22 protein-coding genes are annotated in these 20,767 nt (G+C 44.2%); 4 read left to right on the plus strand and 18 right to left on the minus strand.

Annotated features, from left to right (window positions below; genetic code table 11):
* Window positions 1-67: 67 nt before the first annotated feature.
* The 17 genes from F0P94_RS07880 to ruvX form a co-directional block, all read right to left on the minus strand.
* Window positions 68-715 (minus strand): toxin-antitoxin system YwqK family antitoxin, encoded by a 648-nt coding sequence (locus tag F0P94_RS07880; RefSeq protein WP_150903328.1) that lies wholly within the window; start codon window positions 713-715, stop codon window positions 68-70.
* Window positions 716-769: 54 nt separating this feature from the next.
* Window positions 770-1,285: a hypothetical protein gene (locus tag F0P94_RS07885; protein WP_150903329.1), complete on the minus strand. Its 516-nt coding sequence runs from the start codon at window positions 1,283-1,285 to the stop codon at window positions 770-772.
* A 91-nt stretch (window positions 1,286-1,376) separates the two neighbouring features.
* Entirely contained in the window at window positions 1,377-1,808 is a 432-nt protein-coding gene (locus F0P94_RS07890; protein ID WP_150903330.1) for a hypothetical protein, read from the minus strand.
* Between the two features lie 49 nt (window positions 1,809-1,857).
* Entirely contained in the window at window positions 1,858-2,628 is a 771-nt protein-coding gene (locus F0P94_RS07895) for a hypothetical protein (RefSeq protein WP_150903331.1), read from the minus strand.
* Window positions 2,629-2,952: 324 nt separating this feature from the next.
* The gene (locus F0P94_RS07900; RefSeq protein ID WP_150903332.1) at window positions 2,953-3,927 is read right to left on the minus strand and encodes a hypothetical protein; all 975 of its coding nucleotides are present in this window, start codon (window positions 3,925-3,927) and stop codon (window positions 2,953-2,955) included.
* An 80-nt stretch (window positions 3,928-4,007) separates the two neighbouring features.
* Window positions 4,008-5,447, minus strand: a complete 1,440-nt coding sequence (locus F0P94_RS07905; RefSeq protein WP_150903333.1) for a hypothetical protein — start codon at window positions 5,445-5,447, stop codon at window positions 4,008-4,010.
* Window positions 5,448-6,301: 854 nt separating this feature from the next.
* Window positions 6,302-6,748, minus strand: coding sequence for an NAD(+)--rifampin ADP-ribosyltransferase (gene arr / locus F0P94_RS07910; protein WP_150903334.1), 447 nt, complete (start codon window positions 6,746-6,748; stop codon window positions 6,302-6,304).
* 103 nt (window positions 6,749-6,851) lie between these two features.
* On the minus strand, window positions 6,852-7,292 hold the full coding sequence (locus F0P94_RS07915; protein ID WP_150903335.1) for a hypothetical protein: 441 nt from the start codon (window positions 7,290-7,292) through the stop codon (window positions 6,852-6,854).
* 47 nt (window positions 7,293-7,339) lie between these two features.
* Window positions 7,340-7,786: a hypothetical protein gene (locus F0P94_RS07920; RefSeq protein ID WP_150903336.1), complete on the minus strand. Its 447-nt coding sequence runs from the start codon at window positions 7,784-7,786 to the stop codon at window positions 7,340-7,342.
* An 84-nt stretch (window positions 7,787-7,870) separates the two neighbouring features.
* A complete protein-coding gene (locus tag F0P94_RS07925; protein ID WP_150903337.1) occupies window positions 7,871-8,362 on the minus strand; it encodes a hypothetical protein in 492 nt (163 codons plus the stop codon).
* 88 nt (window positions 8,363-8,450) lie between these two features.
* On the minus strand, window positions 8,451-8,900 hold the full coding sequence (locus F0P94_RS07930) for a hypothetical protein (protein ID WP_150903338.1): 450 nt from the start codon (window positions 8,898-8,900) through the stop codon (window positions 8,451-8,453).
* Between the two features lie 252 nt (window positions 8,901-9,152).
* Entirely contained in the window at window positions 9,153-9,923 is a 771-nt protein-coding gene (locus F0P94_RS07935; RefSeq protein ID WP_150903339.1) for a fatty acid desaturase, read from the minus strand.
* A 63-nt stretch (window positions 9,924-9,986) separates the two neighbouring features.
* Window positions 9,987-10,664, minus strand: coding sequence for a DUF4166 domain-containing protein (locus F0P94_RS07940; RefSeq protein ID WP_150903340.1), 678 nt, complete (start codon window positions 10,662-10,664; stop codon window positions 9,987-9,989).
* A gap of 283 nt (window positions 10,665-10,947) precedes the next feature.
* Window positions 10,948-11,859: a DoxX-like family protein gene (locus tag F0P94_RS07945; protein ID WP_150903341.1), complete on the minus strand. Its 912-nt coding sequence runs from the start codon at window positions 11,857-11,859 to the stop codon at window positions 10,948-10,950.
* A gap of 21 nt (window positions 11,860-11,880) precedes the next feature.
* Window positions 11,881-12,954 (minus strand): hypothetical protein, encoded by a 1,074-nt coding sequence (locus F0P94_RS07950; RefSeq protein ID WP_150903342.1) that lies wholly within the window; start codon window positions 12,952-12,954, stop codon window positions 11,881-11,883.
* Window positions 12,955-13,119: 165 nt separating this feature from the next.
* Entirely contained in the window at window positions 13,120-13,707 is a 588-nt protein-coding gene (gene def / locus F0P94_RS07955; RefSeq protein ID WP_150903343.1) for a peptide deformylase, read from the minus strand.
* Complete coding sequence (ruvX, locus tag F0P94_RS07960) at window positions 13,704-14,120, minus strand: Holliday junction resolvase RuvX (RefSeq protein ID WP_150903412.1); 417 nt, start codon at window positions 14,118-14,120, stop codon at window positions 13,704-13,706. The genes def and ruvX overlap by 4 nt, the downstream gene beginning before the upstream one ends.
* Window positions 14,121-14,473: 353 nt before the next feature.
* On the opposite strand from ruvX, the gene F0P94_RS07965 reads away from it, so the two are divergent.
* The 4 genes from F0P94_RS07965 to F0P94_RS07980 all read left to right on the plus strand — a co-directional run bounded on the left by F0P94_RS07965 (window position 14,474) and on the right by F0P94_RS07980 (window position 19,243).
* Window positions 14,474-16,144, plus strand: a complete 1,671-nt coding sequence (locus F0P94_RS07965; protein ID WP_150903344.1) for a S41 family peptidase — start codon at window positions 14,474-14,476, stop codon at window positions 16,142-16,144.
* A 95-nt stretch (window positions 16,145-16,239) separates the two neighbouring features.
* Window positions 16,240-16,983: a DUF6252 family protein gene (locus F0P94_RS07970; RefSeq protein ID WP_150903345.1), complete on the plus strand. Its 744-nt coding sequence runs from the start codon at window positions 16,240-16,242 to the stop codon at window positions 16,981-16,983.
* Window positions 16,984-17,380: 397 nt separating this feature from the next.
* Window positions 17,381-18,577: a homogentisate 1,2-dioxygenase gene (locus tag F0P94_RS07975; RefSeq protein ID WP_150903346.1), complete on the plus strand. Its 1,197-nt coding sequence runs from the start codon at window positions 17,381-17,383 to the stop codon at window positions 18,575-18,577.
* A 93-nt stretch (window positions 18,578-18,670) separates the two neighbouring features.
* Window positions 18,671-19,243 (plus strand): hypothetical protein, encoded by a 573-nt coding sequence (locus tag F0P94_RS07980; protein ID WP_150903347.1) that lies wholly within the window; start codon window positions 18,671-18,673, stop codon window positions 19,241-19,243.
* 694 nt (window positions 19,244-19,937) lie between these two features.
* On the opposite strand, the gene F0P94_RS07985 is transcribed toward F0P94_RS07980, so the two are convergent.
* Window positions 19,938-20,765 (minus strand): J domain-containing protein, encoded by an 828-nt coding sequence (locus F0P94_RS07985; RefSeq protein ID WP_150903348.1) that lies wholly within the window; start codon window positions 20,763-20,765, stop codon window positions 19,938-19,940.
* Window positions 20,766-20,767: the final 2 nt, after the last annotated feature.

Below are 20,767 nucleotides of genomic sequence, written 5' to 3' on the forward strand. Positions count from 1 at the left end.
TGGGTTACCGGTTAGGCTATGCGGCGGCGAAGCTGCCGTATAGGTGGGGTTAGCAAAAGTAATTCTTTTACTTTCTGGAATTTTCTTCATTGTGATTTATGGTTTCACGTAGCTTTCCGTTTTGATCATAATATTTCCAAGTCCCTATCTTCTTTCCCTCTTTCCAAATTCCTTCATCTTTCTTATTACCATTCTCATAAAAACCTACTGATTCACCATCTTCAAGTCCGTTTTGCCAATAAGTTTTATCTTTAAGTGAGCCACTTTCATACCAGGAAGCCCATTCTCCGTCTTGCAAGTTCTCAACCACGGTTCCTTCAGCCTTCTTATTACCATTCTGATAATAAAAAATGGCCAGGCCATTTCTTTTTCCATTCTTGAAATTGGCAATTTGGTTTAGTTTTCCATTTGGGAAATAATGTCGGCTTTCGCCTTCAGCTATTCCATCTATATGAAATTGTTCTCCCTCTTTTACACCAGTATCATAATATTCGACTGATTTTCCATTCTGTAAACCATTTTTGAATTTACATTGGAATTTAATCTTTCCATTTTTATGATAATAAGTAGCAGTACCTTCTAAATTACCATTTACAGTAAATGCTTCAGACTCTAATTCTCCTGTTTCATAATGCTGAACTACTTTTTCAGGTTTGGATTGAGCATTACAACTGTTCAAGGAAATAAAGAAAAGGAGTATGGTAAAGAGTTTCATCAAATTTTTAATTTTTATTTGGGCTAAAGCCTATACCTTGTTAGCCTATAGTTTTTATTTTTTACTTTGTTCTAAATATTCGTCAAAGGTTGAATAATCAGCAACCACGTTTCCTGCAGAATCAATTCCTAGATAGTGATTAGGTTTGTTTCTCATTTCTGCAATCAAACTTTCTTTTAAATTAAACTTCTTTAATATTTTCTTTACGTTTTCAATTTGGTTTGAATCCTTAATGATTGCTAAAGTTACTTCACCATCATCGTGGCTTCCTATTTCAATTCCATTTTCTAATACCAAGTCTAAATTGTGGATATAGTAATCAGGATGATTTAAGAAAAAGTCATTAAAATGAGCAAGCTTTTTAAAATCAATTATTTGAGAATCGGTTAAGTAATTATCCTGTTGGTCGTAAGCTTCAATTTCTATTTTTTCAATTTCAAATTCTGCTTCTAAAAGAGTCGTTGCTTGAAGAGAAGACATTTCCATAAAGTAATATCTTTCTTTACCTTCTTCTGAATTACCGAAGTGTACTAACTGAATTGTCAAATATTCATCCTCTTCTAAATTCATTATTTCAAATTATGGCTAACGTTTAGTATAAAAAGTGAACGAGGCGAAGCCGAAGTTTAATTTTTATACCTTGTTGGGCAACGATTTTCTTTTATTTTTCCTTTTCGATGATTTTAAGAAGCCTTTCAAGTTCTTCTCCTTTCTGTTTTGCTTTTTCTATCCCTTCAAGAATTATCTTTTTAGCTTCCTGATTGTTGTCCATAATCGCATATTCAAAATGAGCCAACTCAAGATAATTGTCTATATTGAATTTTTGTAGTTCTATAAGGCTACCAAGAAGCTCTCTTACATCTTGCAAATCGAATTGGCTGAAAACTGCTTCATCGTTTAACAGTAGTAGCACACTTGAAAAGTCGGTTCCCAATCCAGCGTTGAAGTCCCACTTTTGGAGTAAGTCAACATATCTTAAAGCTATTTTATCAATCACATCATTGGAATAGTCGCGACCTCCTTCTTCGTCAAGGAAGTTTAGCATTTCTTTATTCCTGTTAATGATTCGAGTAATAACTTCTTTTATTGTCATTTCATTTTTTAAATGCTGCCCAATGTTTAGTATAAAAATACTGGTGGATTTAATGCCACAAGCTTTTAAATTTTGACCAAAAGCTTAGCGTTGTTTTGCTGTTTAAATCCGCAGTATCACCGCCATAATTTTTATGCATTGTTGTAGGGCGTTTTTCTTCATTTAAGATTTTCAGATTACTTTCCTTAACAGACCAGCCTGATTTATTATCACTTTCGACTTCCGTCCACACGGTTGACTTTCTTTCTTCTTCCGTTCGCAAATCTTCATATTCGTAATGGCCGATTTCATCAGTTTTTCCTGATAATATGATTTTGCCATTTTCAATCCAAGTAATTGCTCTTTCAATGTCAGACTGTAACTGTGGATAGAAGCTCCCTATCAGTTCTAGCTTTTCTGTTTCTGATATTTCTTCCCATGTTTCAGCTTTATAGTTGCTGGGCGGAACTTCAACAGTCAAGCCATAACCTAACCCTAAGTCATTCAGAAAAGCGTATCCCTTGCAATATAGGTCGTAGAATTGTCTAAGGATATCTGGTAGCTTTTCGTCTTTATTTTTGGCGGCATATAGGAGATTGAGCATTCTCCATTTCTCGTATTCTGCAAGATCGATGTACCTGTCTGTAAGCAGATTTACAAGTTCATACTTTGCACCGTTCTTTTTGTAGTTAAAAGAAATCAGCTCAAGGTATTCGTCTTCTGACAAAATGGTTTCTATTTCCTTGTCTGAATATACCCAAGACTCAAATTCTTCCAAGGCGACCGTTCCAAAAATGGTGTCGTAGAACTTTTCTTCTATATGCCTTGGAAGCTTTTTCATATTTTAAATGGCCTACAACTACTGTATAAACAACACTACTACGTTTATCCCACCACCGTTAGTCGGATAAACGTATGTTTTTAGCAAATATAACAGAATGTTGGCAGGCGTAAGTAGTTAAAGGAAATGGATTTCGATCTAAGCTTTTCTGACCTGCTTTACGGCAGCAATAACCACCTTCCGTTTACCCCGGTAGCAGACTTCTGAGTTAATTCAGCTGGTCGTTGTAGTTCGGTTTGTGCTCAAAAACAGGGTTGTTTTGTTCAATGCCGGCTTGAATATTACTATCTGATTTAGAAAAATAAAAAACTAAGTGCAGCTGATTTACTTTTTTATTTGGGGTGAATAAGGGATCTGAGTCATTACCCAACCGATTACGTGGAGCTGGATATCGTTCTGACCGGCATTCACCAGTAATGGGCCCAACGACAGTTGTTGGTTTTCTTCTTTCGCATTGTTTATAACCCGCAGGTCCTGTCTGCTCCACTCGGCCAGAATTTCAACATTCGTCCCGATTATGACACTCGAGGGAATCATGGGAAGCACACCCCGGCCATCGTTTTTTCCGGAAGAGCAGAAGCCTTCATTTTGCCCTTTCAGATACCAGCCCGAAGTTTCAAAAAGTAAAGGATCGAACCACGGCCGGCTCAGGCTAACCATCTGGTAACTTACCTTGGCCGAACTTATTTTACTGCCCGTATGGAGTGGGATTGTGCTGGTCGAGTTATCGGGATTTACAATTTTCCATTCAGTCTGATCTTCCGGGGCATTCCCGGCACCATTTTTTTCTCCGGTTATTCCTCCCAGATCAATATCGAGTTGTTTTATGCCGTTGAATGCCTTGCTGTCGTACCAGTTATCCGGCACTGCATATACGGGACACCAACTGCCGGGCGTGCCATCCATATTCGCGAAAGTCTGGCGGGTAAGGTTCCGGACCGCGTCGCCTATTATATCGGCGGCAAACGAATCGGCATCTTCCGCTACTGCTCCTTTTATGATCTGGGTATAGGTTCTTTCGGTAGAACTACTGCCTGGAATATAGACATCGGCAAATTGGGGAATAGGATCTACCAACTGCCGGAACCGCCAAAGCGAAATAAGGTCGCCGTTGGGATTGGCCGTGGAGAGCGGGTTTTTGTAGTCTTCGGAATTTAAAGTAATAGGGTAGGCGCTTAACAAAACCGTGGGTGGCGGCGCTAAACTGCTACGGAAACCGCTGCTCTTTAATTTTTTCTCCGGGGTTTTAACCTCAGCGGCAAAAGCCGAGGAAAGCGTTTTATATAGGTTGGCACTCATGGTTCTCTTTTCTTCATAAGCAAAAAATCACCGGTGGAGCTTTAAGGTCCACCGGTGAAAGTTTAAATCTAATTTCAGGACTATGCCTCTGTTATCAGTTCTGGTTTTGCCTTTGGCTCCGACTGAAGCTTGGCTCCTGCATGCGCCATTGGTGCACACGGCGGCGTGATCTCATTTACCCAGGCAATTATCTGCATGCCCGGAATGCTGATCTCACCGTTGGCAAAGGTCGCTTTGGTTTTGTCGTGCGATTCGCTGTGGGAGTAGCTTGCACTAATGCTGAATGGTCCCCAGCCCACGCTGGTTTTACCGCTGGTTGCGCTGGCAATGTGGCTTTTGTCTTTTTCGCTGAAATCCGATTTTATTTTCACATCGCTCATTACCACAAAAGCAGTGGGAATAAGCGGCAGCATGCTGTCTGCATTTCCTTCCAGTTGACCGTTAGAGATACCATTTTGCGGCTGGTTCTTTAACCACCATCCTTTGGTTCTGAACAGCAAGGTATTAAGCCAAGGCCGCATTATTTTAACCAGGGTTAATTTGGCGCTGATCTCTACGTAGGTGCCATCGAAGTGCTCACTCGTAGCTTCATCGGTATGGTTAAAGGAACCGCCCACGCTCCAAAGACCGCCACCCCAGGAAGCGCCGCCGCCGTAGGAATTGGCTTTGGAATCGGCAGATGTGTTTACCACGGAGCTCTTATAGGTGAACTTGGTGGCTCCTTTAGAACCGGCGCCTTTGTACCAATCGCTTGGCAGCGGATAGGTCATTAAGAACTTATTAGCTCCGGAGGCAAGCCAGTTCGAATCGCTGACCTTTTTTTGACCATCGGCAATTATAGAGGAAACGATATCGTTGATGGTAGCCTGCAGGGCGTTCTGAGCGCGCTCTACGTTTGCTTTACCGCCTCTTGTCCAGTTATTCCAGGCTTTGTCTACATTCAGAGAGAGGCCCGGTTCCACGGCATTCCAGGCACGCTGATCGGCAACTTTGGTAAGATCGTACCCGAGCATGGCATTCCGGTAACCTCCTATTGCCGTGATGTAGGCGGTCTGGTTATCGTCATAGGTCTGGGCAATCGGGCTTGGGCCAGGTACTTCCGTGGGCGGCTCCGGTTCCGGGTTCGGGATCAGGGTGACCTGGTTCAGGTAATTATAATTACTGTCGTAGGTTTTCTTCTGGGCAGGATCTACTTCCGCATCGGTATTGGCATTATTTACAATTTGCTTAAAGGTGTCTGCAAGCTTAATGGAAGAAGGTTTATAAGAGGGCTCTACCGATGGAACAATATCGGTCATGGCAAAGAAGTTGTAGGCCGTATTGTAACTGCCATTCGGGTTATTAGGCGCCAACTGGCTTTTGAAGTCATCCGGATTAATGGCTTCCATTTTGGAAAATTGCAACAGCGTTCTGGCGGGATCGAAGGCAGCCGGTTTATCCGAGCCCGGCGCATAGGTGATCATGGCAAAAATGTTGTCGTAAAGCCCTTGTAAGACCTTTGATTCTTCTGCTGGTGTCATAAACGTTTTGAATTTTAGTGTTTTGCCTACTCTGTATAGTTTTCAGCTTCCCTATTGTATTACAGTTGTTTGTGGTACCAAAACAATTGCATTCAATAATTTATGATTTGCAAGAAGTAGCTTCCGGGCTTCGGATAATGAACAGCTTTTTAGTACGCTATCTAAGATCCTGGCCTGGATAAAGGGCGAGGTTGTAAAGGATATTTTCCGGCCAATACCCCCAACCTGGGGAAGGAAAAATAGCAGCCGTTATATTATTTCTTTGGAAATGTATAGAATTGTTATAAAATGACAAAATTAAATGTATCCTAATGTTAAAATATATGGTAAACAAAATAATAACCTTGGTGAAGGTTTGAAACTGGCATGTAAAAGGAACCGGGGTTGAAGGAAAAAACTTCAGATTTAACTAGATTCTTTTCTATCTGACTGAAGCGTAATGGGTTGGGTATGGAAGCATGTCTTGGCCAAGGCAGGCACAGGCAGGCCTTTTCTGAAAGAGAGTAATTTTTGGTTAACTACGAAGCGTTTTCTGATTGAAGCTTAACAGTCCGGATTTGGTGGTTAGTAAGGGAGGTTCCGAAATCGAAGGATAAGTTCTTATAGAGGTCTGGCGCTTTCCTGCGATCAGGAAAACCATTGCCGTCTGTTTTGCGGACGTATTTCAGGAAAACAAATTAATGGCTTCAGCCTAATCCGTTTTTATGAACATGGTTCGGTTGGCGAAAGCATATTTGCTATCTTCTTTTCCGTCAGCTAAAGCATACGGTAATGAATTAAACAGGGCCAACCCGACAGGGCTGTGTGATAAATATGGGGCTTTAAAAGAGGAAGAAATATCCTGGTAACGTCAGTTATTCATATAAGGACTTAATGCCTTGTTCCTGCAGTTTGGCTAATCCGTCTTTCATGGCTTTTACTTTTTCGGGTGAGTGGGCCTGCCAGTTTGTAGCTTCGCCAACTACTCTGAACGGATGTTGCGAACGGTAAGATCTGGTTGGGTTGCCCGGAAATTTTTTGTCGGTCAGGTCGGGGTCGTCTTCGATTGGCCCGGTTGGTTCTACTAAATAAATTCTTCCCCTTCCATCGCCGTAGGCCAGTTCAGCACCCCAGATAGCGGCATCCAGCGTGGCTGTCAGGAAGATATACCTTGCATTCTTTCTTTCTCCGTAGTTGGAGTTAAATCCAACTTCAATAATATCTCCGGGCTTTAAGTCTGCCTTCGTGCCGTGAAAATAGGTTTGGGCAAAAGGGGTAGGGCTTTGGCTATTCGGTTTGTCCTCGGCTTGGTTCTTTTCCATTGGCGAAATTTATGGTGAATGGTTTTTTCGTTTTTTGGGGTGGTTTGTTGTGGTGAGTGCTGATGACTGGGCTAATTGACGTTGGAGTTGACGTTTGGGGTGGTTATAGTTTGTTTTTATTTTTTGTAAATGCAATGCCTTTCTCGCGAACTGCTTGAAAATCCTCCGGCAGCTTTTCTACGGCTTTTAATTTGAATTTTGTTTTTCCTACAAAGGTGACGAAGGCAATTGCAATTATCTGAATTTTTGACTTTTTATCTTTTCGTCTTACTTCAATTTTTTCATTCTTAAACGAATTGTCATCAAATAATTTTAATGCTTGGGGTTTGTAAGAATTATCCCAGGCCCCAATTGCAGGTAACCAGGCACCTTGCCACTTTGTAAATATTTCCATAGTAGCAGAATCACCTTTAACAATCAATATTGCATATTTGGGAGTTAGTCCCCCGTCATAAGCAATATAGATTCCGTTTTCCAGTTTCTGGCCGTAAGAAAGGTTTAGGGAAAGATAGAATATGAATAGAAAGCTAATTATTCTTTTCATTTACAAATTACCTATAACGTCTCTGCTAAAAAGCGTTTTAATGATTTTTATGTTTTGTTAGCCAATGGTTTTTCTTGTTTTTTAAATAAAATAAACTGTCTTTCCTTTAACCCAAAGTAATTTTTATCTAAAGAAATTGTTCGGATATCAATTTCAATTTTTTCTTCTATTGGGTCATTCCAATCTCCCTCCCAACAACAGTAAAATTCTAAATTCTCTTTGAGTGTCTGTTGGTTAATAAATTCGAGAAATCTTTTAGGTGATTTTTTATTTATTTCCTCGTTTGGGTCATTATAATTTTTAGAATCAAATTGAAGTCCACAAGAGCAACCAGTATCAGACCCAACATAATACAGATAAGGGTTTGAAAATTTTGGTCTAAGTCCTTCTAATTCTTCTTCGGTTAGATGCTCAAAATATATGTCAGTTTTTTCAGGCACAAATTCTCCAATTTCTTGCTCTTCATTAGTACCAATGTAAACTGCGAAACACATTAATTCTTTAATTTTAAGTGATGGCTAACGTGCTGGGCTAAAACACGCCTTGGTGTGTTTTAGCTTTTGTTGGGCTTAGTTATTCTATTTTAAAATATGTAAACTAGCTCTTTGTATGATTTCTAAAAATGGTTTTATTTTATTTTCGTCTTTGTACCAAATCAAATTTGTCCAATCCCATTCTTCACTATAAATAGCTGAGAATTCAGGAAGTAAAATAGAATATCTCTGCCCAGACAAACCAGTTTGCTGGTCAATATCGCATTTTAATTGAAGATGGTTTAAGGAATTTGGAGGGTAAACAAAAATTCTATTTCTTTTTTTGTATCTCCAGATAAATGTTTCTGTTTCTACGAAAAGGTCCGAAATAACTTGCTTAAACTTTTCCCGTCTGGATTTTATTTCTTTTTCGTCCGTATTATATATTTGAACACATTCTTCTTCAGTCAACCAATGGTCGAATACACTTACTGCTAATTTTTTAAAATTTTCTTCTCCACCTTCAAGAATATTCTTAAATCCTGGTAATGACAGTTCGATAGCTTTTACTTGATTTGCTGTAAGTCTTTTTATCATTTTAATTATGCCCAACGGACTTGTGTAAACGACGGCGAGGCCATCGGCCGAAGCTGACGTTTACACGTGGTTGTAGTGAGTTATTTTTTTAGATAATATTGCTACTGTATTTTCTTATACCTTTTAACTCAGCAGTTCCATCTTCTCTTTCTGCAAGAGATTTTAACTCCTTGCAAAAATCATCTATTGCACTTGGTTCAACAATCAACTCCATTGAGAGTTTGTCCTTTTCTTCTTTTCGGTATTCTGTCGAAACATTTTCTTCCATCGTTACAAGAACACCACACCTTCCAGTCGGACTGATTTTATAGAAGTCCATTTCAAAATAAGCGTAACTATCCTTTTTTCCGCAAGAATGATTTAGCCTATCTTTTCCAAAAGGAAAACCGATGAGTTCTTTTACAAACTTTAGCAAATTATCAGAGACCTCGTAAACTTCAGTAATTCCTGAGTATCGCCCATTATTAGCAGAAATCTGTAACTCAATCATATCCTCGTCTTTCCAAATGACTTCAAATTTTAAATGATTTTCGTTCATTATTCTAATTAACTACAACTACCATATAAACAACACTACTACGTTTATCCAACCACCGTTAGTCGGATAAACGTATGTTTCTAGCAAATATAACAGAATATTGGAAGGCGCAAGTAGTTAAAGGAGATGGGTTACGGTTCAGGTTTTTCTGATCGTAAGGGCAGCGGTTTTGCCGGGGAAATGACGGCGTCCGGAATTTTCAGAAAGATCTTCCATGGGAATTTATTTAGTTTAAAAGAAACGATTAGCTGGCTAATGATGGTGTTCGTGTTCTTCCGGTTCCGGCAGTTCCCGGGCGGCCTGGGGGAGCAAGGCAGTTGGTACTTTGGGGTAGGTGTGATGCAGGTGATGAAAGGCAAAGGAAGAAATAACGGGCGTCCAGAAGCGGGCAGCTTTTACACCGGCCAGGCGGGCGGGGTTGCGACTGGCCATTTTATGCGGAATATAGGAAGCCCAAAGCGGCATAAGTGCACTTAATACAAAAGCTACGCCCCAGTAAACCAATCCAACGAGCGAGCCGGTAGAAACATACAGCAGAACGAAGGCCAGGAGCAGCACGCCGGTAAGGGCCGTTTCGAATAACTGGATGTTGCGGGTTTTAGGCGCAATGCGCAGGGAAGCAAATCGTAAGGCGAAAATATGGTAGGGTCCGTTCAGGAAAACCTGCTTCAGGGTCCATTTGGCGGGCTCGCCTTCCGGATCGTTGTCGGAAAGGCACTGACCGTGGTGGCGCAGGTGGGTAACTTTCAGGGCATGGCCGCTTTTCAGCAGTAATAAGGCGCTTAACGTTAAAGCCAGGTCGTGCCCTTTTTTGGAAAGCCCGAGCGCATTATGGATGGAATCGTGGAGCTGTACAAAAGCAGCCAGGCACGTGGCAAAAGCAAGCGGTACCGCCAGCCACCAGAGTTGCAGGGAAGCCAGCACGAGGTAGGCACTGAACAAGAGCCAGGGACGGGCCAGTTCGGTAAGCCGTTGTGCCCGCGTTAACGTGAAATTGCCGGTACTTTTTCTGCCTGTTTTCATACTGTTTTAAACCTGTTATGCCGCTTAAAGTTATGCTTTATGGTTTTGCTGCATAGTGCTGTTTCACTCCCGGACCTCTTCCCGCAACGGACGGGCATAAGCCGGAACAGCCTCCGGAGCTACTTGCTTAAACTCCGCCTTAAACCAACCGTTGTAGCCGAAGATATCGCCGAAGGTCTTGTTGCTCACTTTCACGCTGATCCGGAAAAGATCCTGTTCTTCGTCGTAGGCTTCGTTTACTTCGGCATTGCCCGAAAACATATCCGGAAAATTAAAGGCGACCGGACCTTCGTAGAACCGCTGGTTTCCGGAGCGGATGGTTACGCTGCCGTCGGAGTTTATGTGCATATCGATGTCTACGGCCAGGTGCTGCTTGTTGCCGAGGTAATCGATGATGCGGCGTTCTTTTTCGCTGTAGATCATGGTGGCATCGAAGCGGCGGAGCTTTTCAGGGAAGTGGAATTTCCGGATCCAGGTTACCGTTTCGCGGCCCAGGCTGTCTTCGTACACGTAATTTTCGATGGAGAACGGAATGTCGGTGCCGGTTTCGGGGAACATGATGTTGCGAAGGGTTCCAAAATGAAGGAAAGGCAAGGTGTGCAAACCGGCATTCCAGATCCGGTCCATTTTTCCGGTCCCGATCATAGCCAGGCCGTTGCGGCTGCTCATGCCGAAACGCTGCTGCATTTTAGGGTGCAGCTTTTCAAAATCGCTTCCGAGGTATTTTTTGTAGATCGACATTTTCGTGTGGTCCAGTTTCTGGTGTCCTTTTTTTAAAATTAAAACACAAAATAATTTAACAGGTCATCTCGACGTCAGGAGAGATCCCATCAAGTTGGTAGCAACTCTACTCAGTATTTTCTGCCTTCAAACAACCGGCAGTAGTACTTTTTGAGGCTGTCGCCTCACTGAAGTTACAAACTTCAGATTATATATAGGTCAAAGTTATAAACTTAGACCAGCATGCTTGAGAAGGAAACGACCCTGCCTCCAAAGGGGGACTTGCTGAAATTTCCTGTTTCTTTTAATTCCTATCCGGTTTTCGTTTGCAGTTTTTGGCGCTGGGCAGAAATTTCAGGATGCTTAGTATGATCAGGGATAAACCGATAACGCCGAAACTGGTGGTGGCCGGGTTGAAGGGTGCCAGGTAAACTTCCGGTTTGGCCAGTAAGGCCGTAGCTCCTAGAGCGATGAGCCCGAAAATGTTCAGGTAATGCAGCAGCCGGGAACGCCCGAAAACGAAAAATGCCAGGCCGAATAAGATCTCCCCTATACCTGCTGCGTAAACGCCTGCTTTTTCGAAACCCGTAAACAAGCCGGAGGCCGTTAGCATTTCCAGTTCGCCGGTTTCCATGAACATGAGTTTGGGTACAAGGCCGTGGTAAAGCCAGGTAAGCGCGATCAGGAAATTGGAAAGCAGGAAGGTGAAAAGCAGAGCTTTGCTCAGGCGGGGGTGTTGTCCCTGTTCGAGCCATCTTTTCAGGGCATCGAAGCTCCAGGCGGTGGCCCAGCCGATAAGCGGCCGGAAGAAAAATCTATCGGTAAGTTTGCCGAAAAAACCGTGGCGGGTCTGGTAATCGTACCAGGTCAGGAATTTAATGCCGGAGCCGTTGGGAATGTATTTCCAGTAGCCGGAACCGGTTTTTATGAGCGAGATCGGTTCGTCGGACCAGAATTTTAAGGCCGAAGTGCTTTCGCCGGTTTCTTTGCTGTGCGTGCCGGTGCTCTTGCCTTTGCCCGCAACCTTAATACCGAAGCCAATTTGGGTTTCGTAAAGAAAATGCTGGGGTTCGACTTCCGTTTCCTTGGGCAAATATTCGATCCGGTTAAACCTGAGGTCCCATTCCTGGTGAATTTCCGGGGTCTGGGTAAATTCCCAGAGCCGTTCCAGGCTGGTTTGCATGCGGGTTTCTACGTAGATCGGATCAGCTTTCATAGGCGCTTAAGTTACGCAATCTTAGCTGTTTACCCGCATTGGCTGAAATCTTAATTTTACCTCTTCGCCAATTTGCCGGAACGATTGAAAGTTAAGCGGAAATTCCAGCAGCACGTGCAGCATACTAAGCAGATACAGTACAATGAAACCCACTTTGTAATCGTAAAAGAACAAGCCGATAGAAGTCAGCCAAAGCACCGTAACCAGCAACAATTGTTTTTTAGGAACCTGATGCCACTTGATGACCGAGGTTTTGGAAAACCAGTTCAGGTAATGGTAGGTGTAGGCGAAAGCCAGAAAACGCGTGATCAGAATGCCGAACTGCGATTCGTAAAGCAGGGAAAGCAGTTGGTCGGTAGTCCGGGCGTTGGCCGTGGCAGTTGGTTGAAATATTTCCATCAGGCCGAAGTTCAGGGTAAGGAAGGAAACGTTGTATTTGTACCGGAGATCTTCGTTAACCGCGTAGCCGGCCGTTTCCGGAATGAAAAAGAAAAAGCTGAGCGCACAGGCAATGAAAATGGCTAAGGATAAAATTCCGGAAAAGCTCCGGCTTTTAAGCGCGCCCACCAAAATGAATGCGCCGGTAAACAGGAACACGTGTCCTAAGGTCGGCAGAAAGGCGGCGAAAGGCACCAGGTAGGTTTTATCTTCGCGCAGCAGGAAGCATAAACCTAGCAGCAAGCCATAACTGATTAGCTTCATTTTCCGGCTTTGCACCAGGATCATGATCAGCCCGGCGCCAAACGCGGCCAGCACAAACGTAGGCGTTAACTGGTCGGCCGCATCGGCAATGGCTTTCACCTGCGGACTGACAATAACCTGGCCCTGGCTGTCGGTTGGCAGAAACCAGCCTAAAGCAATTTTGAAGTAAAAAGAGAACACCACCAGAAAGCACAATGCCAGCAACAGCATATAATCGTTTTTTCCTTTGGTGAAGTAATTGCGTTTGTGCAGCCAGTTTATTTCGGTTAAGTAATGCAGCGGACCCAGTATGGCATACGAAAACAGGAAAAGCTCGAACGGCAACAGGAACGCCAAGGCGCAGGAAACCAGCATTAAGCCTACATTCAGGTAATTCACTTGGGTAGTTGTCATGAAATTTTAGCTTTTCTTAGAATTCGCTTTGCACCAGTTTGGTAAAGTTAAGCTTTTTGCAAATAATGTTAAAGGGAATAAAGGACTGAAGTTTTGATTGGTATCGGTAAAATAAAAAAGCCCAACGTTGCTGCGTTGGGCTTTTTAGCGAGAAAGGATAGCGTTTTAGCGGCCTTTCATGCCGAAGAACTTCATGCGGTAATCGGCATCTACATCGCCTTTGGAAATTTTGGTTAAGCGGCCTTTTATCAGGCGTTTTTTCAGCGGGCTTAAATGGTCGGTAAACAGCACGCCTTCCAGGTGGTCGTACTCGTGTTGAATTACCCGAGCGGTCATGCCGTCGAATTTTTCTTCGAAAGTGTTAAAATCTTCGTCCTGGTAGCGGATGGTGATAACGGGTTTACGGTACACGTTTTCGCGGATGCCCGGAATGCTGAGGCAGCCTTCGTTAAAGCCCCATTCTTCGCCTTCTTCGGCAATGATTTGCGGGTTAATAAATGCGCGTTTCAGGCCCGGTTTCGGCGTGATCGGGTTACCTTTTTCGTCTTCATCGTCTTCCATCGGGGCAGAATCGATCACGAACAGGCGAATGGCTTTGCCGATCTGCGGGGCGGCCAGGCCAACACCATGCGCGTAGTACATGGTGTCGTACATGTCGGCTACCAGTTTTTTCAGGTCCGGGAAATCTCGCGGAATTTCCTGGGTTTTGGTTTTCAGCACCGGATCGCCGAAGGCAACTATCGGGAATATCATATTGCTTTGCTTTCTAAATAACTCTGTAAAATAATAGTAGCGCTTACCATATCTACGGTGGCTTTGTTTTGCCGGTCTTTCTTTTTCAGGCCGCCGGCCAGCATGGTTTGCTGGGCAATGCGCGAAGTAAACCGTTCGTCTACCAGATGCACCGGCATATCCGGGAATTCCTTCTGGAGTTTCCGCACCAGGCCGGTTACGGCCGCAGTGGTATCGGTTGGCGTGTTGTCCAGGCGTTTGGGCATGCCTACTACAATAGCCTCTACCGGCTCCCGCAAAAAATAACTCTTCAGGTAAGCCAGCAGGGTATGGGTAGGCACCGTTTCCAGGCCGTTGGCAATGATCTGCAACGGATCGGTAACGGCCAGGCCGGTGCGTTTATTGCCGTAATCTATTGCCAGGATGCGTGCCACGTAGGTTTGGTTAAAAGCGTTAGGGTGCAAAATTACGCAATTTTTGGGAGATGCCCGAACCATCGGCTTATCCGCCTTTAGCGCTAACGTTTATTCCGGCATTTTACAGTCCTGTTCCGGTTGTTCAGGAAAGGTTTCTCTCTGGAAGGGATTTGTTTTATTTAAGTAGCTGGTTTACATACTATTCCGGTTGGGGCTGCGTTTTTGGGAAGCTCGTAATTAACTTCTTCTTGCCTGAAACTGAAACCGGGAAAACGGAGTTAAGGAGAAAAAACGGCTTTCCTGCTTTTTTATAATTATATTTGTATATTCCGGATATGTTTCCCGGAATTTAATCTTTTAGCCGCAACCCTATGGCTGAACCTATACAAAATTCAAAATTCCAGATCCGGTTGCCGCTGCTGGTGGCGGGCGCCATGGCGTTCGGCATGCTCATCGGGGCTACTTCGTTCCAGCCTTCCGGCTCTAATGCCCAATCCATTTCCAAAGCTTATCTGAAGTTCCGCGATATTCTAAGCTACATCGACCGCGATTACGTGGATTCGGTGAACACGGAAGACCTTTCGGATTACGCCATCAGCAAGATGCTGGAAAAACTCGATCCGCATACGGCCTATATTCCGGCCAAGGAAATGATCGTGGCCAACTCGTACCTGGAAGGCGATTTTGACGGCATTGGCGTAGAATTCAATATTTTTCAAGATACCATTTACGTAATTGCCCCGATCAGCGGCGGGCCTTCGGAAGCGGCTGGTTTGCAGGCCGGCGATAAAATAATAGCAGTAAACGGCAAAAAAGTGGCCGGCGTAAGCATTACGAACCAGGGTGTTTTCGAAAAGCTGCGCGGGCCAAAAGGTACCAAAGTAAACCTGACCATTCTGCGGAAAGAATCGAAAAAACCGCTGAGCTATACCATTACCCGTCATAAAATTCCGACCACTTCGGTGGATGTAAGCTATATGATCGATGGCCGCACCGGCTACATCAAAATAAACCGTTTCTCGGCCAATACTTACGACGAATTTAAATCGGCCCTGGGAAAACTGAAGCAAAAAGGACTGCAGCAACTCGTGCTCGACCTCCGCGATAACCCGGGCGGCTACATGGACAAAGCCATTAAGATTGCCGATGAATTTATAAGCGGCAACAAGAAAATTGTGTACACCGAGGGCAAAGGCGACCGTTACGATACCGAAACCTACGCCCAGGCCCGCGGCGAATTCGAAGACGGACCTTTGGTGGTGCTCATCAACGAAGGCAGCGCTTCGGCTTCGGAAATTCTGGCCGGTGCGCTGCAGGACAACGACCGCGCTTTGATCGTAGGCCGTCGTTCGTTTGGTAAAGGGCTGGTGCAAATGCCGATCCCGCTGAACGATGGTTCGGAATTGCGTTTAACCATTTCCCGGTATTATACGCCAAGCGGGAGGTCTATCCAGAAATCGTATCAGAACGGGGTGGAAGATTACGAGGCGGATATGATGCGGCGCTTTAAACGGGGCGAAATCTTTCACCCGGATAGCATTCATTTCGATGATTCGGTGAAGTATAAAACCCGCCGGGGTCGTTTGGTTTTTGGCGGCGGCGGCATTATGCCCGACGTGTTCGTGGCACCCGATACTTCCGAAAACTCCAAATTCCTGACCGACCTTTACAGCAAGAACATTATCCGCGAATTTGCCCTGAACTACTACCGCGACCACCGGAAAGAATTCAAGAAGATGCCGCTGGCCCAGTTCCGGAGTACGTTTGTGGTAACCGATAAAATGCTGTACGATCTGGTAAAGAAAGCTACCCAGGCGAAGATCAAGTACAAGGAAAAAGATTTTCAGCGTTCGAAGCATTTAATTGCCAACAACCTGAAAGCTTCCATTGCCCGCAGCATTTACGGCCCGGTTGGTTTCTTCCCGATCTTCCAGGAAAAGGATGTGGAGTTTCAGCAGGCAATAAAACTTTTTGACCAGGCGGAGAAGATTGCGAAGGGGCAGGTACAGGTAGAGAGTAATATTGGCCGTAAGAGTAATTAAGGTTCAGGTTAGATAAAAGTATTTTTTGGTATAACTTCAGAAAGAGGTATTGTTATTAAATAATACCTCTTTATTTTTGAGGCAAAAACCTTCGTATGAAAAGAAAAACTTTAATTTTTGCCTCATTGGTTGTTTCGCTGCTTTCCGTAAGCTGTAGTAAGGATGATGATCAAACTCGGGATGCTACTCCAAATACCAAAGGCACTTTAAATGTTATTGCCTCTCCTGCCGATGCTGCAACCCGTATAAATATTATTCGCGGTACAGATACCATTAAAGCAGTACCGGATGCTTATGGGGTATTTACAGTAAAAGATTTGCCGGAAAATAACTATAATGTTGTTTTTACTCCATCGCCCCTTTATGAAAAACCTATTGATAAAACCGCGCAAATAAAGGCCGGACAAGTTACCGATTTTGGAACGATTTCCTTTACGAAGAAATCTAATGGAATATCGGCAAAAGTAGATGGTTTAATCTGGGCTCCATATGGAATGAATAATAATTTGGATTCCCTAAATAAATTGCATATTTATGGCTTTATGTATGGCGACTATTATGTTTATTTGGGTAAAATTCCTTTTTCTAAAGGAACTTATACCCATGTCAGTAATCCAGAATTAGTTTGGGCTTATGGAGGATTTTCCCAGGGAGGACCTAATGAACATTGGGAATCTACACATGGTGGGAGTGCTTCGGTTACTATTACCAATATTGATCCTGCCGCAAAAAAGATAACAGGTTATTTCTCCTTTACAGCTAATGCGAGCCCTGGCACTAACGCTACTGGTGTAAAAAGATTAACAGAAGGTGTTTTTATTGATGTAAATTATAGATAATTTAAAATTGCCTTAAGTTCAACAGTTTTAAATGATAATGGCACCAATTAATTGGTGCCATTATCATTTAGGTGCATGTTTAAAATTCATCCTTAGCGCTGCAAATTTCCATTACCAGAACCTGAGTTCGTCTTTTTCTCGCACCATTGCGCTGCTATGCTGCTCCAAAAAGCCTTCCTCAGAATCTGGTACTGAAAACTTTCGCTTGCAAAAATAAAATTTAAACATACTCTAAAACTATTGAGGGAGAAAAGAGTTGATCAAACTTAATAAGTCTTTAAAAGATGATAGTTATCATAACTTTACTTTTTGGGACTGAAATAATACCGTTTTTTGAATTTTGGTCGTACTTTTAAGGCTGAAAACGATACTGTTCCGGAAATTAATCTGATTTAGTATGCCATTTTATCATAAATTAGGAAATATCCCGCATAAGCGGCACACCCAGTTCCGGCAGCCCGACGGCAGCCTGTACTCGGAGCAGCTGGTGGGAACGCTGGGCTTCAGCGGAGTTTCTTCTTTGCTTTACCACACCAATCCGCCAACCAAAATAGAGCGCATTGGCGAGCCGGTACCTTTCAGCTATAAATTTGCCAAGGAAGCGAAATACGCACCAAGCCATTTGCGCACGTTGGGCGAGAAAACCACCGGTGCTGATTACCTGAATGCCCGCAAAACCATGTTGGCCAATAACGATGTGGCGATCAGCATCTGTAATCCGTCGGAGGCGGAGATGAAATACTACTACAAAAATGCCATTGCCGACGAGGTGGTTTTTGTACACGAAGGCAGCGGGGAATTGCTTTCGCAAATGGGTAAGATCGAGTTCCGGCCGGGTGATTACCTGGTTATTCCGCGGACCATTATTCATAAATTCCGTTTCAACGAGGGGCAGGTGCGTTTGCTCGTAATCGAATCGTTCAGCCCGATCGAGACGCCACGCCGCTACCGTAACCACTTCGGGCAGCTGCTGGAGCATTCGCCTTTCTGTGAGCGCGACATGCGTCCGCCAACCGAGCTGATAAACGAAACCGAAAAAGGCGAATACTTGGTACAGATCAAGAAAGAAGGGTTTTTGCACCAGTATTACTACGATTTCAGTCCGTTCGATGTAGTGGGTTGGGATGGCTTTTTCTTCCCGTACGCTTTCTCCATTCACGATTTCGAACCAATAACCGGCCGCATTCACCAGCCACCTCCGGTACACCAGACCTTCGAGGCGCATAACTTCGTGATCTGCTCGTTCGTGCCGCGTTTATACGATTACCACCCGCTGGCTATTCCGGCGCCATACAACCACTCCAACGTAGATTCCGACGAGGTGCTGTACTACGTGGAAGGTAATTTTATGAGCCGCAAAGGCATCGACATTGCTTCGTTTACGGTGCATCCGGGCGGCATTCCGCACGGTCCGCACCCAGGCACGGTGGAGGCCAGCATCGGCAAAACCGGTACCGAAGAACTGGCCGTAATGATCGATACTTTCAAGCCGCTGCACCTGACCGACGAGGCCATGAAGTACATCGACGAGAAATACCCGATGAGCTGGAAAGACCACCAGGACCCGCCGCGGGCTGCCGATATGATGGATTAAGGCAACTTTTGTTTTAAATACTTGTTAGCGATGCTGAATAATCTTATATTTAGCATCGCTTTTGTTTTATTCCGGAATTTAAAATTGAAAGGTATGAGAAAGCTTTCCGTCGTGCTTTTGCTGGCTGCTGCCTTGTTCACTTCCTGTAAAAAAGAAGTGGAAACCGTAGAAAAGCTCTTTACATTCGAAATGCGGAACGAGCAGCATTTTGTTGCGTCTAAAAAGGAAGTAAATAAAGCCTACGCTAACGGATCTGCCTGGGGATTGACAGAGGCAGAGTACCCGATTGCCATTGCCTCCGACTCTGAAGCAGAGTTTAAGCGGAATAATACGACTACGCACCTGGTGAAAAACATCCGAGTACAAGAATTGAAAATGGCCATGCCTGGTAATTTATCGGCAACTTTTAACTTTTTGAAAGATATTGAAGTTTATGTGGCCGATTCTTTAAACCGCAATCCGGTACTAATGGCCTATGCCAGGGATATTCAGCCAGATGGGAAGAAAACCCTAATTCTTACGCCTACCGAAAACGTAATGGATAAATATGTGAAAACGGGTAATTACAGCCTGAGAATAAAAGGCAAGATGGTTGATACTGTTTCCAGCGACCTGAATATTAAAGTGAATATGGTGTTTAAAGTAACGGCCAGCCCATTGAACTAAGAAGACTGCAACATATTACAAGGGAAGCCTTTCCGGAAGCTGCTATGCTTTTGGAAAGGCTTTTTTGTTGGGGTTTGGTACTGTTTTAATGTTAAGACTGGTTCCATGTTCAAAATATATTGCCGTCTGCTTTCCGTCAGCTAAAGCAGACGGCAATGAAACTCGGTAAATAATCTTTCATGCTGCAGTCTCACCTTTTACACCCCGGCCTGTCCCCCGACAGGCAGAAAGCACTGCAGCAAAGCGCGTTGTGCATAAGCTTCCATAAAGCGGTTTATAAAGGTAAAATGCCTGGTGGGTTGACCTGAATGGAGCGGCGAGTCCGGCCTGTCGGGGGACCTACGGTATATACACATCTTTAAGAACCAACATCACCTCGGTCTGTACCCCCACAGACCGAAGTAGAGGCCTTAAAATTAGCAGTGGTTTGCTATCTGAACTAAGAGAAGTTCGAAATTCCGCCATTTCCGGGCAAAGCGTTTATTATGCATAAATGAGCAGGTAGCTTTTTAATCTTTAACTGCAGTGCTTCGGTCTGTGAGGGCACAGACCGAGGTGACAGTTTATTCGAAAATACCAAAGACCGAACCCTTTACATTGTAAAAAGGAGATGTGTATATACCGTAGGTCGGGGGACAGGCCGGGGTGGATGCATTTATACGATTGCAAGAATTGAATAAATCTGAAAGAAAAATCAATAGCTGATAAAGATAACGACTAAGGTAAAAATGGTGAAGACACCGGCCATGATGCCGAAATTCATTCGGGCGGGCCAGGTGAAGTCTTTGTACAGACCGGCAATGCCCAAGGCTGTTTGCAGCAATAAAAGCGCAAAGAAATTGTGGTAAATGCTGATCAGGTTCACATCGAACCAGTTTTGCAGGTACTCTATCCGGAGAACCTGCCGGAGCAAAGGAGTTTGCTGAACGGCAACGACATCGCCCAGTTGCAGACCTGTTTCCAGGAACGCTTCTTCCCGCATGCGGAAAGAAGCGGTTTCAGTAAAGATGCGCATGTATTTTTCGCCGGTATGGCCTGCTCCGTTTAAATCGTAAACCAGAATAGTTTGCCCCGGAATGGTTGTGGTAAAAAGATAATCCAGGAATAATATAGCCGAAATGAGCAAGGCCAGGGTGCAAACCTGGCGGAGCAGACCTTCATACTCGCGGTAGGAATTTACCGTGTAGTTCCGGTAATGCGAGGCATAGGAAGGCGGGGGATAAGGCGGCGTGTTCCGCGGCCGGGGCGGAGTAGGGCGTGGTGACTGGCGAGGCTGTGCTGCGGTAGTAGGTTTTGGCGGCGGAGAGTATTGAAAATTCAGCCAGCGGTAGTGGTAGATCTGCCTTTTTTCTTTATCGCCTAGGATCTGGTACGCTTCATTAATGTCAAGAAAGCGCTGGTGTTGCGTCGGATCAGTAGTTTTATCGGGATGGTACTGCTGGGCGAGCTTATAATACGCCTTGCGCACCTGTTGCTGGGTGGCGGTAGCCTCTATCTGTAAAAGCTGGTAATAGTCTTTCAAGC

Source organism: Adhaeribacter soli, from assembly GCF_008727925.1.
Classification (GTDB): Bacteria; Bacteroidota; Bacteroidia; order Cytophagales; family Hymenobacteraceae; genus Adhaeribacter_A; species Adhaeribacter_A soli.